Source organism: Metabacillus litoralis, from assembly GCF_020524045.1.
Taxonomy (GTDB): domain Bacteria; phylum Bacillota; class Bacilli; order Bacillales; family Bacillaceae; genus Metabacillus; species Metabacillus litoralis_C.
On sequence record NZ_JAIVKL010000007.1, the window covers coordinates 38065 to 54205 of the forward strand.

At 34.3% G+C, this 16141-nt stretch carries 17 protein-coding genes and 1 riboswitch; of the genes, 16 read left to right on the plus strand and 1 reads right to left on the minus strand.

Annotation, left to right across the window (positions count from 1 at the left end):
- Positions 1–169: 169 nt before the first annotated feature.
- Entirely contained in the window at positions 170–325 is a 156-nt protein-coding gene (locus LC076_RS12235; protein ID WP_226669388.1) for a YuzL family protein, read from the minus strand.
- Between the two features lie 187 nt (positions 326–512).
- On the opposite strand from LC076_RS12235, the gene LC076_RS12240 reads away from it, so the two are divergent.
- The 16 genes from LC076_RS12240 (at position 513) to sufC (ending at position 16136) form a co-directional block, all read left to right on the plus strand.
- Complete coding sequence (locus LC076_RS12240; RefSeq protein WP_226669389.1) at positions 513–2897, plus strand: 3-hydroxyacyl-CoA dehydrogenase/enoyl-CoA hydratase family protein; 2385 nt, start codon at positions 513–515, stop codon at positions 2895–2897.
- A gap of 119 nt (positions 2898–3016) precedes the next feature.
- On the plus strand, positions 3017–4192 hold the full coding sequence (locus tag LC076_RS12245) for an acetyl-CoA C-acetyltransferase (RefSeq protein WP_226669390.1): 1176 nt from the start codon (positions 3017–3019) through the stop codon (positions 4190–4192).
- Positions 4193–4264: 72 nt separating this feature from the next.
- A complete protein-coding gene (locus tag LC076_RS12250; protein ID WP_226669391.1) occupies positions 4265–6049 on the plus strand; it encodes an acyl-CoA dehydrogenase family protein in 1785 nt (594 codons plus the stop codon).
- A 304-nt stretch (positions 6050–6353) separates the two neighbouring features.
- Positions 6354–6713 (plus strand): arsenate reductase family protein, encoded by a 360-nt coding sequence (locus LC076_RS12255; protein ID WP_226669392.1) that lies wholly within the window; start codon positions 6354–6356, stop codon positions 6711–6713.
- A 231-nt stretch (positions 6714–6944) separates the two neighbouring features.
- A complete protein-coding gene (gene gcvH, locus LC076_RS12260) occupies positions 6945–7328 on the plus strand; it encodes a glycine cleavage system protein GcvH (protein WP_226669393.1) in 384 nt (127 codons plus the stop codon).
- Positions 7329–7387: 59 nt separating this feature from the next.
- Positions 7388–7624 carry a YusG family protein gene (locus LC076_RS12265; RefSeq protein ID WP_226669394.1) on the plus strand — a complete coding sequence of 79 codons (237 nt, stop codon included), beginning with the start codon at positions 7388–7390 and terminating at the stop codon, positions 7622–7624.
- A gap of 222 nt (positions 7625–7846) precedes the next feature.
- On the plus strand, positions 7847–8194 hold the full coding sequence (locus tag LC076_RS12270; RefSeq protein ID WP_226669395.1) for a toprim domain-containing protein: 348 nt from the start codon (positions 7847–7849) through the stop codon (positions 8192–8194).
- A 23-nt stretch (positions 8195–8217) separates the two neighbouring features.
- Positions 8218–8520, plus strand: a complete 303-nt coding sequence (locus LC076_RS12275; RefSeq protein WP_226669396.1) for a thioredoxin family protein — start codon at positions 8218–8220, stop codon at positions 8518–8520.
- Positions 8521–8644: 124 nt separating this feature from the next.
- On the plus strand, positions 8645–8965 hold the full coding sequence (locus LC076_RS12280) for an SCP2 sterol-binding domain-containing protein (protein ID WP_226669397.1): 321 nt from the start codon (positions 8645–8647) through the stop codon (positions 8963–8965).
- Between the two features lie 608 nt (positions 8966–9573).
- Complete coding sequence (locus tag LC076_RS12285; protein ID WP_226669398.1) at positions 9574–10887, plus strand: O-acetylhomoserine aminocarboxypropyltransferase/cysteine synthase family protein; 1314 nt, start codon at positions 9574–9576, stop codon at positions 10885–10887.
- A gap of 356 nt (positions 10888–11243) precedes the next feature.
- Positions 11244–11349: riboswitch (SAM riboswitch) on the plus strand.
- A 151-nt stretch (positions 11350–11500) separates the two neighbouring features.
- Positions 11501–12526, plus strand: coding sequence for a methionine ABC transporter ATP-binding protein (locus LC076_RS12290; RefSeq protein WP_226669399.1), 1026 nt, complete (start codon positions 11501–11503; stop codon positions 12524–12526).
- Positions 12519–13187, plus strand: coding sequence for a methionine ABC transporter permease (locus LC076_RS12295; RefSeq protein WP_226669400.1), 669 nt, complete (start codon positions 12519–12521; stop codon positions 13185–13187). Before LC076_RS12290 ends, LC076_RS12295 begins: the two co-directional genes overlap by 8 nt.
- 15 nt (positions 13188–13202) lie before the next feature.
- The gene (locus LC076_RS12300; RefSeq protein WP_226669584.1) at positions 13203–14048 is read left to right on the plus strand and encodes a MetQ/NlpA family ABC transporter substrate-binding protein; all 846 of its coding nucleotides are present in this window, start codon (positions 13203–13205) and stop codon (positions 14046–14048) included.
- 132 nt (positions 14049–14180) lie between these two features.
- Entirely contained in the window at positions 14181–14549 is a 369-nt protein-coding gene (locus tag LC076_RS12305) for a carboxymuconolactone decarboxylase family protein (RefSeq protein WP_146948439.1), read from the plus strand.
- A 245-nt stretch (positions 14550–14794) separates the two neighbouring features.
- The gene (locus LC076_RS12310) at positions 14795–14935 is read left to right on the plus strand and encodes a hypothetical protein (RefSeq protein ID WP_226669597.1); all 141 of its coding nucleotides are present in this window, start codon (positions 14795–14797) and stop codon (positions 14933–14935) included.
- A 415-nt stretch (positions 14936–15350) separates the two neighbouring features.
- Entirely contained in the window at positions 15351–16136 is a 786-nt protein-coding gene (sufC, locus tag LC076_RS12315; protein WP_204955534.1) for a Fe-S cluster assembly ATPase SufC, read from the plus strand.
- Positions 16137–16141 lie beyond the last annotated feature (5 nt).

Genomic DNA, 16141 nt, shown 5'->3' on the forward strand with positions numbered 1-16141 from the left:
ATTCCACTTGTTCTTAAAAGAAGTATATAAAATCAAAAAATCTATTGAAAAAGGAAAATAAAAACCCAAATTATTAGGCGAATGATTAATTGAACTATCACCTAATAATTCGGGTTTATCATTTAGCTTTAAAACTTATGTCCCAGTTTCTTTGTGTTCATGTTATAGTTTAAATATTGTCATTTCCCATATTATGTTGTTTGTATTGCTGATTTTGGCTAGTGCGTTTGCCTCCACCAGATTTTTCAACTGTTGGGCCTGCATTTCCTTTCACACTTGCAGCACTTACACCTGCTTTTGATGGGGATTTTTTTAGACGTGCCATGACAAATCACCTCCTAGAAATATAGCTTTTCCAAAGGTGATTGCGATTATTTAGTAAAAAATATAATAAAGTTATTGAGAAAATCTTCAAAATATTTTATATTAGTAATAGAGGAACTCATTCGCAGTGTTCATTTTTTTTGGGAGAAAAATGAATGAGTATTCATTCAAATTAAGGGGGAAGAAGTATGATCCAGCGGATTAAGAGAGCTGCTGTACTAGGTTCCGGGGTTATGGGTTCTGGAATTGCAGCACATTTAGCAAACATCGGTATTCCGGTATTACTTTTAGATATTGTGCCACGTGAGTTGAATGAAGAGGAAGTAAAAAAAGGGTTAACACTTGAAGATAAAGCTGTAAGAAATAGAATTGCGGCTACGTCAGCTCAAAAATTATTAAAACAAAAACCTGCTCCTTTAACGGATAAAAATCATATAGAACGAATTGAAGTTGGAAATTTCGAAGATGATATGCATCGTCTCTCAGACGTTGATTGGGTGATAGAAGTTGTCGTTGAGAATTTAGCTATCAAACAAAAGGTGTTTACAGAGGTTGATAAACATAGAAAAGTAGGAAGTATCATTAGTTCAAATACATCGGGAATTTCTGTTGAAGCAATGGCTGAAGGTAGATCAGAAGATTTCAGGAAACATTTTCTTGGAACACATTTTTTTAATCCTCCAAGATACTTGAAGCTATTAGAAGTCATTCCTACGAAAGACACGGATGAAAACGTCTTAGCATTTGTAAAAAAATATGGTGAGGATGTTCTTGGTAAAGGTGTTGTAGAAGCGAAGGACACACCCAATTTTATTGCGAATCGAATTGGAACATACGGTTTATTAGTAACTGTCCAAGAAATGCTTAAAGGTGGATATAGTGTTGGTGAAGTTGACTCAATAACTGGACCACTTATTGGCAGACCTAAAAGTGCAACGTTTAGAACGCTTGATGTTGTAGGCTTAGATACTTTTGCTCATGTAGCTAAGAATGTATATGACCAAGTGGATGGGAAAGAAAGAGAAGTATTTGAAATACCAGCACTACTGCAAAAAATGCTTGATAATGGTTGGATAGGTAGTAAAAGTGGTCAAGGATTTTATAAAAAAGAAGGTAAAACAATTTTAGAATTAAATCCTGAAACTTTTGAATATGAAGAGAAAAAGAAACTTAAAGCTGGATCTATTGAACTTGCTAAACAATCAAAAGGTTTACAGAATAAATTGAAAGCGCTTATATATTCTGAAGATCGTGCGGGAGAGTTATTAAGAGGAATTACAGTTCCTACACTTGTTTATTCTGCTGAATTGCTCGGACAAATTGCTGATGATATCGTAGCGATTGATCAGGCTATGAAGTGGGGCTTTGGTTGGGAAATTGGTCCATTTGAATTATGGGATGCAATTGGAGTGGCAAAATCCGTTGAACTTATGGAACAAAGCGGTATTGAGGTACCAGCATGGGTTATAGAAATGCTAGAAAAAGGGAATGACACGTTCTACCGTGAGGAAAATGGTGTCTTATTCTTTTATAACAATGGAGAGTATCGACAAGTCATTCAAAACCCGAAAGTAATCAATCTTAAAACACATAAAGAAGTGAATGGAGTGATTAAGAAAAATAGTGGAGCGAGTTTCATTGATTTAGGTGATGATGTAGCACTATTAGAATTCCATTCCCAAAGCAATGCTATTGGATTAGATATTATCCAAATGATTAACTTTGCAGTGAATGAAGTGGAGAAAAACTACAAAGGTCTTGTCATTGGTAATCAAGGCAAAAACTTCTGTGTAGGAGCAAACCTTGGAATGATATTGATGGAAGCACAAGATGACAATATCTATGAAATTGATATGGTTGTTCATCATTTCCAACAAGCAATGATGAAGATAAAGTATAGCGAAAAGCCAGTTGTGGCAGCACCATTTGGAATGACTCTTGGTGGAGGAGCTGAAATTTGTTTGCCAGCAAGCAGTATTCAAGCATCTAGCGAAACGTATATGGGCTTAGTAGAAGTTGGTGTAGGGCTTATTCCTGGCGGAGGAGGCAACAAAGAACTTTACATCAAACAGCTTAACAATATGCCAAAAGGAGCAGACTTTGATCTTCAATCTGTAGCAAATAAAGTTTTTGAAACAATTGCTACAGCGAAAGTGTCAACTTCAGCAGCTGAAGCGAGAAAAAATCAATTCTTAAATAGTCATGATCATATTAGTGTGAATGGTGACCATTTACTATATGATGCGAAGCAACGTGTCATATCTCTTCACGACAATGGCTATCAACCACCTGTTAGGAAGAAGGTTCCAGTAGTTGGTGAAACAGGATATGCCACACTACTTCTTGGTGCACAATCAATGTATTTGTCAGGATATATCTCTGAGCATGATTTGAAAATTGCTAAAAAATTAGCCTTTGTTATAGCAGGTGGAAAAGTTCCATTTGGTACAGAGGTTGATGAGCAATACTTATTAGATTTAGAAAAACAAGCATTCTTAAGTCTTGTTGCAGAAGGAAAATCACAGCAACGCATGCAACATATGCTTGTTAAGGGAAAACCGTTAAGAAACTAATCATAAAATAGATCAAACCATAAAAGGTAAGTGCAGATTGCAAGAACAACTGCATTTACCTATATCAAGAAACTAGCGAATATGCCAAATAGTAGTGAATTGAAAGGGAGGTTTGGTGAATGCGTGAAGCAGTCATTGTTACAGGTGCCAGAACACCTGTAGGTAGAGCGAAAAAGGGTACATTAGCAAATGTTCGTCCTGATGATCTCGGTGCATTAGTAGTAAAAGAAACGTTGAAAAGAGCAGGGAATTATGAGGGGAATATTGATGATCTCATTATTGGATGTGCGATGCCAGAAGCTGAACAAGGTCTGAATATGGCTAGAAATATTGGTGCATTAGCAGGACTTCCACATACAGTTCCAGCGATTACGATTAATCGTTATTGCTCTTCTGGTTTACAAAGTATAGCTTATGGAGCAGAAAAAATCATGCTAGGTAACACTGATACGGCCATAGCTGGTGGTGCAGAATCAATGAGTCTTGTGCCAATGATGGGTCACGTTGTTAGACCGAATGCAAAATTAGCTGAAGAAGCACCAGAATATTACATGGGTATGGGACATACTGCTGAAGAAGTTGCTCGCAAGTATGGAATATCACGTGAAGAACAAGATGCATTTGCAGTAAGAAGCCACCAGAGAGCAGCTAATGCGATTAAAGAAGGAAAGTTCAGCGAAGAAATTATTTCTGTTGATGTTCCTATGAGAACAGTTGGTGAGGACCATAAGCTTCAAGAAAAGATGATTCAATTTAGTCAAGATGAAGGAGTTCGTCCAAATACAACAACAGAAGTTCTTGCAAAGTTAAAACCAGCGTTCTCAATTAAAGGCTCTGTTACAGCAGGGAACTCATCACAAACAAGTGATGGTGCAGCAGCGGTTATGCTTATGGATCGAGAAAAAGCTCAGTCACTTGGATATCATCCGATGGTGAAATTTCGTTCATTCGCTGTTGCTGGTGTACCACCTGAAATCATGGGAATTGGACCTGTTGCAGCCGTTCCTTTAGCACTAAAATATGCAGGGCTTCAGTTATCAGATATCGGATTATTTGAGCTAAATGAAGCATTTGCTTCACAATCCATTCAAGTTATTCGTGAGCTAGGTTTAGATGAAGATAAAGTAAATGTAAACGGTGGGGCAATTGCTCTAGGACATCCACTTGGCTGCTCTGGTGCAAAATTAACACTATCACTTATTCATGAAATGAAGCGACGTAACGAACAATTTGGGGTTGTCACAATGTGTATTGGTGGCGGAATGGGTGCTGCTGGAGTATTTGAATTACTATAATTGTAGTTTGAAAGTTTAGAAGCTTTAAAAATATACCGAATATACACTTATAATGAAAATGGGGGAATTATCATGGCAAAAACAACTGATTCAGTTATTAAAGGTGGTAGCTTTTTAATAGAAGATGTTTCATATGATCGAATTTTCACACCAGAGGATTTCACAGACGAGCATAAAATGATTGCAAAAACAACAGAGGATTTTGTTGTAAATGAAGTACTTCCACATCTTGAAGATATTGAAAATCATCAATTTGATAAATCAGTTAAGCTTTTAAAGCAAGCTGGGGAATTAGGTTTATTAGGAGCAGATGTACCAGAAGAATATGGTGGATTTGGACTTGATAAAATTAGTTCAGCATTAATTACTGAAAAAATCTCACGTGGCGGAAGTTTTTCATTATCATTTGGAGCACATGTTGGTATTGGTTCACTTCCTATCGTGTTATTTGGTAATGAAGAGCAAAAACAAAAATATCTTCCTGGTTTAGCTTCTGGTGAATTGCTTGCAGCTTACGCCTTAACAGAACCAAACTCAGGTTCTGATGCATTAGGAGCAAGAGCGACTGCAAAATTAAATGCAGAGGGAACACACTATGTGTTAAATGGAGAAAAGCAGTGGATTACAAACTCAGGGTTTGCTGATGTATTTGTTGTTTATGCAAAGGTAGATGGTGAGCATTTCTCAGCATTTATTGTTGAAAAAGAATATTCAGGTGTATCAACAGGACCTGAGGAAAAGAAAATGGGGATTAAAGGATCTTCAACAAGAACACTTATTTTAGAAGATGCTCTTGTTCCAAAAGAAAATCTATTAGGTGAGCTTGGAAAAGGCCATGTTATCGCATTTAATATCTTAAACATTGGTCGTTACAAATTAGCTGTTGGCACAATTGGTGGATCTAAACGCATCATTGATGTTTCAGTTCAATATGCAAATCAACGTCAACAATTTAAAACACCAATCTCAAGCTTTTCTTTAATTCAAGAAAAACTAGCAAATATGGCAGCTCAAACTTATGCAATGGAAAGCTCTGTATATCGCACAGTTGGTTTATTTGAAGATCGAATGAGCCGTTTAACAGATGAAGAAATAAAAGATGGAAAAGAAGTAGCAAATTCGATCGCTGAGTATGCTATTGAATGTTCTCTAAATAAAGTGTTTGGATCTGAGACTTTAGATTATGTTGTAGATGAAGGTGTTCAAATTCATGGTGGCTATGGATTTATGGCTGAATATGAAGTAGAACGTGTTTACAGAGATTCACGTATTAATCGTATTTTCGAAGGAACAAATGAAATTAACCGCTTATTAGTTCCAGGAACATATTTACGTAAAGCGATGAAAGGTGAACTACCATTATTCCAAAAAGCACAAAGCTTACAAGAAGAATTAATGATGCTTATGCCTGAAGAGGTAGGAGATGGAACTCTAGAGCAAGAAAAATATTTATTGAAAAACGCAAAGAAAATCGGAGTGTTAATTGCTGGTTTAGCTGCACAAAAATATGGAAAAGAACTACAAAAAGAACAAGAAATTTTAGTGAATATCGCTGACATTGTTAGCAATATTTATGCTATGGAATCTGCCATTCTCCGTACAGAAAAGGCTATTAACAAATCAGGAGAAGCAAAAAATCAACAAAAATTACTATATACACAAGTATATTGCCAAGAAGCATTCAATGAAATTGAAGCACATGCAAAAGAATCATTAATTGCAATCGAATCTGGAGATTCATTACGTATGATGATGTCAGCATTAAGAAAATTCACTAGACATACACCAATTAATGTGATTGGAAAGAAAAGAGAAATCGCAACAGCGCTTATTGAGAAGAATGCCTATTTAGCATAAACAAAAGAAATATTGATGAAAAGGCTGATGAAAGTCAGCCTTTTTGTTTTGGTAAGGTAAAAATGATAACTTTTGTGCGTATTTTTGGTGTGTTCACTTCAGCAACCAGATTCTAAAGGTCCTACCTAGGTGATAATGCGCGCCCCTTTTAGAGACTGAAGGGAGAAGTGTGACCACAATCTGAAATTATCAGATGAGTTTGCTTAATATTAGTATGAAGATGAGCATTTCTAATTAGGATTATATAATTGATTATGATAAGATTAAATGTAAAGTATTTTAAAGAATAGGTGGTGAAATGGGGATGTCTTTAGAATTTTACTGGTACCCAAAATGTGGTACATGTCGAAAAGCTAAAAAGTGGTTAGAAGATCAAAATATTGAAGTAAATGAAGTACATATTGTTGAGAATCCACCTAGTAAGGAAGAATTAAGTTCAATTTACAAAAAAAGTGGATTGGAAATAAAAAAGTTTTTTAATACAAGTGGACAAAAATATCGCCAACTTGGTCTCAAAGATAAACTCGCTACAATGACTGAAGAAGAAATGCTTGAACTTTTATCTTCAGATGGCATGCTTATTAAACGACCAATTACTGTTGGAGAAAATCGTGTTACTGTTGGTTTTAAAGAAGAGCAGTTTGAAGAAGCTTGGACAAAATAATAAGTTCTTCTAAAGATTGTTGTTTGAATGAAATCAATCATTTGCATACATGATCTAAACAACAAAATTTATTGTAACTCCCAAATCATAAGATAATTCTTGCATAGTTTGTTATAAACTGGTACAACAATAGTGATTATCTCAAAAAGATCAGTTATTGGTACTAGTCTTTATACATTGATGATTAACATTAAATTTTAAAAATTTCTTTTCAAACTAGGAGGTAATAGTATGAACACACCAAAAGAACTTCGTTATTCAGAAGAACATGAGTGGGTAAAAGTAGAAGGAGAAAAGGTACGTATCGGTATTACAGATTTTGCACAATCTGAATTAGGTGATATCGTCTTTGTTGAATTGCCAGAGGTTGGAGATGAAATTCAAGCGGACGAGCCATTTGGAAGTGTTGAATCTGTTAAAACAGTTTCTGAACTTTATGCACCGATTAGTGGTAAAGTTGTTGAAATCAATGAGGATCTTGATGATAGTCCAGAATTTGTTAACGAATCTCCTTATGAAAAGGCTTGGATGATTGTTATTGAACCAACAAATGCATCAGATGTTGATAGCTTAATGACTGCTGAACAATATGTTGAAATGACAAAAGAAGACTAAATTAGCATGATGTAATGTAATTATGGACACCCTACTAGTAGGTAAAGGAGGGTGTCCATATGTCTATAGAAAAAAAACACTTAGATATTACTGACAGAGTTGTAGGTAAGTTTGGTGAAGGACAATTAAATCTTTATCTTGAAAAAGAGAAAATTGGCCAAATGGTAGCTGAAAATGACTATGACTTAAAGCAAGGCTATGTTTTTGATAACAGTCGTTTTTATCAAATTGCAGATGTTCTTACAGGGAAAGATAAAAAATACGTTGATTGTGATTACGATAACGGTTGGTGTTAGGCAGTGGGGATTATTTTCCACTGCTCTTTTTGCACTATTTTGATTAAACACCAAACGATATTTGGTTCTTTTTATAGTATTTACAAGCCATTATAATAAAAATGTGGTCGTTTCTAGATGTTTTTATCAATTTACTTATAAAAACATTTAAATAAAGGGAAACAACCTCGACAAATCGAATAGAGTATAGAAAGATTCTTTACTAAAAAACAGGTGATGCACATGTCGTTAGTTGAGGTTGAAAAAGTTTTAATTGTTGAAGGGAAATCTGATAAAAAGAAAGTATTAAACGTACTAAATGAACCCATTGAGATCATTTGTACTAATGGAACAATAAGTTTATCAAAAATGGATGAATTAATTGATGAATTACTGTTAAAGGATGTTTATATTTTAGTTGACGCAGATGATGCAGGAGATCGACTTCGCAAACAATTTAAAAGAGAATTCCCAGAAGCATCACATATCTATATTGATAGAACTTATCGAGAGGTTGCGACAGCACCGGATCATCATGTTGCTTCTGTATTGCTTAGTGCTAATATCGATGTTGATGCAAAATTTCTTTAGAAAGGTGAATAACATTTACCGCAATGATTGAATGGAATGAAAAACAACTTATTATTAATAAAAATGGAATCATGATTATGTATTTGTACACACCAATGTGTGGAACATGCCAAGTAGCTAGAAAAATGTTGACTGTTGTAGAAGAACTTGTTCAATTCAACATTTATTCAGTAAATCTTAATTTTTTTCCTAATGAAGCAAAGGAATTGGGGATTGAAAGTGTACCATGTTTGCTTGTGTATAAAGAAGGAATTCTCAAGGAAAAGGTATATGCTTTTCAATCTGTCGGATATTTACATGACTTGTTAAAGCAATATCAGAGTTAAACTGACATATTTCCCCGGGAATATTTATACTATGGGCAGAAACTGTCGACTTATTTATAAAGGGTTTCTTCAATATTAAATGAAGTTATAATATATAGCTTTATTATTATTGGGGGGATCCTTTTTGAATATCAATACGTTTATTGAAAATATAAATAGAAAAAAGTATGTGTTATCAACATTACTGAAACAAGCTTTTACTATGGAAATAAAATCTACACAAAACAATTTAACTCATTATATTGAATTCACAAGTAATGGAGCGAAGGTAGTAAAAACTATACCTATAAACGTTGATTTTTATATTGAAGGATCAGAATCATACATAGATGACGTTTTAATGAATAAAACAAGTTTAAAGCAGATGATATCATTTGGAGAAATTAAAATAAAAGGATCTTACCGAAGTTTTTTAAAGGTTGATGCAATGTTGAAACTTAGCTGAATAATAAGGCTATTTTAAAGCTTAAGGTTGATTATTAACTCTTTGTTGATTGGACTTAAATATATAAAGACCCCTGCTCAGAGATAATTGTCGAATAGATAAACCACAGGCGCTAGCGCCGAGGATGCTTCAGGACTTAGGAAGAATTGTCCTTATTCTTTCCTATGCCCTTCATCGGCTCAATGACGACCATTTCCTCATGATCTCTCCTTACTTATGTCCTTACTTAGTCCTTCATCAGTCCGATGACGGACTTTTCACAGGAGCTTTCCCATGCTTATGTCCCTCATCAGTCCGATGACGATCTTTTTCTCGGACTTTGGTAATCATCAATAAAGGTTAAAATAGCCTAAAATAAAGAACTTTAATAAATGGGTATCTATTAAAAGGAATTTGACATTGCTACATTCTCAAGAATATAGATCAAGAATTTCAAACAAACATTAACGCCTATAAATAGCATAAAAAGTAAAACTTAGTTTGGACATAAAGAAGGAAATCATATAATATTAAAGTAGTCTGAATAGACAGAATCTTACATACTTTTAATCTCTACAACATAACAGACAGATATCATTTTCTTTACTATCTATATGGGAGGAATTCATATGTCAGAAAAGCAGTATCGCCCTGAAACCGTTACAATTCATGGTGGGTTAAAGAAAGATTCCATGACAGGAGCAAGATCTGTACCTATTTATCAATCTAACGCTTATTTGTTTGACAATACAGAACACGCAGCGAATTTATTTGGATTAAAAGAGCCTGGATACATATACACAAGAATTCATAATCCAACATCAACTGTTTTTGAGGAACGAATTGCTCAACTTGAGGGTGGAGTTGGAAGCTTAGCAGTAGCAAGTGGAATGGCAGCGATTACACTTTCGATATTAAATATCGCAGGTGCAGGAGATGAAATTGTTTCTGCATCAACATTATATGGAGGAACATATAATTTATTTGCTAACACTTTACCTAAGTATGGAATACGCACGAATTTTGTAGATCCAAAAAACCCTGAAAATTTTAGGTCTGCGATCACTCCAAATACTAAAGCCATTTTTGCCGAAACAATCGGAAATCCTAGTTTAGATGTTTTAGATATTGAGGCAGTTGCTGCTATTGCACATGAAGCAGGTATACCTTTAATTGTTGATAATACGTTTGCAACACCATATCTTTGCAGACCAATTGAACATGGCGCTGACATCGTCGTGCATTCTGCTACTAAATGGTTACTAGGAAATGGGACAACTCTTGGTGGAATAATTGTAGACGGAGGAAAATTCGACTGGAATAGTCCGAAGTTTCCTGGGTTTACAACTCCAGATCCAAGTTATCATGATTTAGTGTATGCTGATGCTTTAGGTGAACAAGCATATATTGTTAAAGCAAGAGTTCAATTATTAAGAGATTTAGGACCTGCTATTAGTCCATATAATTCGTTTCAATTTACTCTTGGCCTAGAAACACTGCATGTGAGAATGAAGGAACATGTTTCAAACGCGAGAAAAATGGTGGAATATTTAGAGCAACACCCGGCCGTTGAATGGGTGCTATACCCAGAAAATGAAAACCATCCTGCTAAGGATTTAGCTACAAAATATCTTCCTAAAGGCGCAGGTTCAGTCATCGTATTTGGTATTAAAGGTGGAAGAGAATCAGGTGCTTCCGTAATTAACAATATTGAACTATGGTCACACGTAGCAAATGTTGGTGATGCAAAAAGTTTAATTATCCATCCTGCGAGTACAACACATCAGCAATTAAGTGAAGAAGATCTGAAAAAATCAGGCGTTACTGAAGACTTAATTCGATTGTCAGTTGGAATTGAACATATTCAGGATTTAATTGAAGACTTAGATCAAGCTATTTTTAAAGCAACAGGTGTAAAGGGGTTAGAACAGGTACATTCATAATACTACTGTAGAAACATAAGAAATAATTTATCAAAAAAGCAGACCAATTCTTAAAAGGATTTGGTCTGCTTTTTTCCGTTTATAAATATTAGAATTCCTAATCGCTGTTTGGTCTTATATCTTCTATTGTAATATGGATATATTCCTTCTTAAAACCCGAAAAAATTGGGTTGCTTTTAACCTCTTGAGAATCAGCTTTATCATTAAGCTATATTAGTAAATTAATTAGTGAGAATAATTAGTTAATTTGAGATGTGATTATATTGATTGACAGTATTGAAAATAGCGTGATACAATCACACTCGTATTTAAATAACACTTACATTTTATTTCAATATTAATTATATATGTATGATCTCTTATCAAGAGAGGTGGAGGGAAGTGCCCTATGAAACCCGGCAACCATCAACTATTGTTGAAATGGTGCCAATTCACACAAAGCATTGCTTTGTAAGATGAGAGAAAGGTCTTTTATTTTGCCTTTCTGCTCACTTGCAGAAAGGTTTTTTTGTTTTTTGAGAGTGAGTAAATAGATACAGTTGTTTATAAACACACGCAAAATAGATAATAGACTGCTTAAAAATTTTGTGAAACTTAGAAAGAAGGTGACATGATGATTTCATTGAAAAAGCTAAATAAAGTCTATGAAACAAAGTCTGGTCAAGTTACAGCAGTTAATAACGTGAATTTAGAAATTAATAAAGGCGAGATTTTTGGAATCATTGGCTATAGTGGTGCTGGAAAAAGTTCTTTAATTAGATTATTAAACGGTTTGGAAAAGCCTACAAGTGGATCAGTTCATGTAGCAGGAAGCCACATAGATTCAATAAAAGGTGCTAAGTTAAGAAAAGCGCGCCAAGAAATTAGCATGATCTTTCAACATTTTAATCTACTATGGTCAAGAACTGTTAGGGAAAATATTGCTTTTCCATTAGAAATTGCAGGTGTGAAAGCTTCTGCTCGAAAGAAACGTGTAGATGAATTAATTAAGTTAGTTGGTCTTGAAGGACGAGAAGAGGCCTACCCTGCCCAACTAAGTGGTGGTCAAAAGCAACGTGTCGGAATTGCTAGAGCATTAGCTAATAATCCAAAAGTTTTATTATGTGATGAAGCAACGTCTGCACTTGATCCACAGACAACGGATTCGATTCTGGATTTACTTGTAGATATTAATGAACGATTGGGATTAACAATTGTACTAATTACACATGAGATGCACGTTATCCGTAAAATCTGCCATCGTGTAGCAGTTATGGAAAATGGTGAGGTTGTTGAACAAGGAAATGTTCTCGACGTGTTTAGAAATCCTCAGAAGCCAATTACCAAAAGATTTGTAAAACAAGTAACAGAACCTGATGAAACAAATGAAGTTGTCGCTCATTTACTCGAGTTATATCCGAAAGGAAAAGTAATTCAGTTAACTTTTGTTGGTGAATCAGCAGAGCAGCCAATCATTACAAATTTAATTAGAAATTACTCCATTGAAGTGAATATTCTACAGGGGAAAATATCCCAAACACAAAGTGGTTCTTATGGAAATTTATTTATTCATTTAGATGGAAATGAAGCAGAGATTAATAAGGCATTAGCATTTATTTATGAACAAAATGTAGAAGTGGAGGTGATTGCAAATGCTTGAACAGCTCCTACCAGAAGTTAAATGGGAAAAAGTGTGGGAGTCAACATATGAAACAATTTATATGACAACCATTTCAGTCGTGGCAACTTTTCTTATTGGTATCATTTTAGGATTATTATTATTTTTAACGGCTAAGGGAAACATATGGGAAAACAAGTTTGTAAATGGATTAGTTGCAGCTATTGTGAATGTTTTTAGATCTATTCCATTTATTATCTTAATTATCCTACTATTGCCATTCACAAAAATATTAGTTGGTACCATGCTAGGGGCAAATGCAGCTTTACCGGCGTTAATTATTGGTGCAGCTCCATTTTATGGACGTATGGTTGAAATTGCACTGAGAGAAATAGATAAAGGTGTAATTGAGGCAGCAAAATCTATGGGAGCGAAAACAACAACAATTATTTGGAAAGTACTTTTACCAGAATCGATGCCTGGATTAGTGTCGGGAATCACTGTTACTGCGATTGCGTTAGTTGGTTATACAGCTATGGCAGGAGCAATTGGTGCTGGTGGATTAGGAAACCTAGCCTTTATGGAAGGTTTTAATAGAGGTAATAACCAAGTTACTTTTGTTGCAACAATCATTATTCTTATTTTTGTATTTATCATCCAATTTATTGGAGATAAGATAACTAAAACTTTAGATAAACGATAGGGAGGAAACAAAATGATGAAGAAAACTTTATTGGCTATTTTATTAGCTGTTTTCACAACTGCACTAGTAGCATGTGGAGGAGCTGAACAAGGAGAAGGTACAGAAGGTGCTGAATCAGGTACAAAAACGTTAAAAGTTGGAGCTTCACCTGTACCACATGTTGAAATTTTAGAAGAAGCTAAGCCACTACTAGAGGAAAAAGGCATTGAATTAGATATTGTTGAGTTTACAGATTATATTTTACCTAATAAAACGTTAGCAGAGGATGAGTTAGATGCTAACTACTTCCAACATGAGCCTTACTTAGAGTCTCAAATTGCTGATAACGATTATAAGTTTGTTAATGCAGGTGGAGTTCATATTGAACCAATTGGAGTGTATTCTAAACGACATAAATCATTAGAAGATTTACCAGAAGGTGCAAAAATTATTATGAGTAACTCTGTTGCTGATCATGGACGTATGTTATCAATGTTAGAAGAAAAAGGATTAATCAAGCTTAAAGAAGGCGTTGAAAAAACAGAAGCAACACTAGAAGATATAGCTGAAAATCCTAAAAATATTGAATTCCAAGCTGATATTGAAGCTCCATTATTAACAAAAGCTTATGAAAATGATGAAGCAGATGCATTTTTAATCAATGGTAACTATGCTCTACAAGAAGGCTTAAATCCTGCAGAGGATTCAATTGCACTTGAATCTCCTGATAACAACCCTTATGTGAATTTAGTTGTTGTTCGTGAAGGTGATGAAAGTCGTGAAGAAATTAAAGCTTTAGTGGAAGTATTGCAATCAAAAGAAATCCAAGAATTTATTAAAACAAAATATGAAGGATCTGTTCTTTCTGCACAAGGGGAATAATCGATTAAAGCTAACCTTTTTGGTTAGCTTTTTCTTTTTTGGGGGTTAAAAAAGTCAAGCACAGGGTGAGTATAAAAATCCATTTATAAAGCATAATAACTTTGAAAAAAGGTAGAATGGAGTTGTTGAAGTATGGAACACTTTGAACCAAGAAATTCAACAGAAGCTGCTTTACACGAATATAAAAGTGGATTAGGTTTATTTACGCAAAAAATGCCGGAGATTGCTAGCCATTATAATGCTTTTACAGAAGCTTGTTTTATGGAAGGAACATTGTCAAAAAAGGAAAAACACTTGATTGCTCTTGGAATTGCGATTAATGCTCAAGACGAATATTGTATGATTTATCATACAAAAGGCTGCTTGGACAATGGAGCGAACGAAGAAGAAATTCTAGAAACAATTGGTGTAACTGCAGCATTTGGTGGTGGTGCAGCAATGAGTCAGGCTGTAACACTTGTACAAGAATGTATTGTAGAACTAAATCAATTAAAACAATAAAAAAATAATAATTAAGAGAAAACGTGAGGAATTTCGAGGAATTTTGCATATCTTTTATTTGAGTGTGTTAAACTGATAGAATATAGCCTTGTATCGTTTGTCACTTAATCTAACGCACTTTGAGTTGTTAGAATATTCTTGATAAGCTTATTATCGTACAAATAATAAGTTGAAAGGATTGGTTCACTATTTTAACGAATCAAGATATTCTGGATCTTAATTACACATCTGAAATGGAAAAGGCAATGCATCAGTCCCATGGTGTAGGATATGCTGAATATGCAAGAAAACCCGATAAAAGAATGGCTATTGAGAGAAGCCGTGAAGAAGATTATCGTAAAAGTCAGTTGATTTATGCTGATATTGAAAGAAAAATGCAAAGATAAAGAATATATATTTTAAAAAACCAGTCATTAAGTTGGCTGGTTTTTTCTCATATAGCATTTTCTAATTAAGAATTTATGTAAATTGTTACTAAATAATTAGTTAGCATGTTTTTCTATTGTATGCAAAAAATAAACTAGGTTAGAAAAGTAGAATCGTTAAGGAATATGTTATATAGTAGAAAAAGCTAATTTCTCTATTTACATATGTGAAAAACTTTTTATATAGAAAGAACATAATATAAAAGAGTGCTTGTTGAGGTATGCCTTGGAGTTAAGGGTCGTACATGAGATTTTTTGTAACTAGACATTAATCGACATCATTCCATAAAGGTTGTGTTCACTTTTCATTTGTTATAATATTAGAATGAGAATAAAATGAGAATTAGTAAACTTTATATATTATGGAGGTATCGTCATGGCAGGTTCTACATTAATCATTAAGGATTTACACGTTGAAATTGATGGCAAAGAAATTTTAAAAGGTGTAAATCTTGAAATAAACGGCGGAGAGTTCCATGCAATTATGGGGCCAAACGGAACAGGTAAATCAACTTTATCATCAGCAATCATGGGTCACCCTAAGTATGAAGTAACAAAGGGTAGTATCACACTTGATGGTGAAGATGTACTAGAAATGGAAGTAGACGAGCGTGGACGCGCAGGTCTTTTCTTAGCAATGCAATACCCAAGTGAAATTAGTGGTGTAACAAATGCTGATTTCTTACGTTCTTCAATTAATGCACGTCGCGAAGAAGGCGAAGAGATTTCATTAATGAAATTTATTCGTAAAATGGATGCGAATATGGAAGAGCTAGAAATGGATCCAGATATGGCACAACGTTATTTAAATGAAGGATTTTCAGGTGGAGAGAAAAAGCGTAATGAAATTCTTCAATTAATGATGATTGAACCAAAAATCGCTATTTTAGATGAAATTGATTCAGGTCTTGATATTGATGCGTTAAAAGTAGTTGCAAAAGGGATCAATAAAATGAGAAACGATGAATTTGGTTGCTTAATGATCACTCACTATCAACGTTTACTAAATTACATTACTCCTGATAAAGTACACGTTATGATGCAAGGTCGTGTAGTAAAATCAGGTGGTCCTGAATTAGCACAACGTTTAGAAGCAGAAGGTTATGATTGGATTAAACAAGAATTAGGTATAGATGACGAAACTGTTGGGCAAGAAGCTTAAGCGTA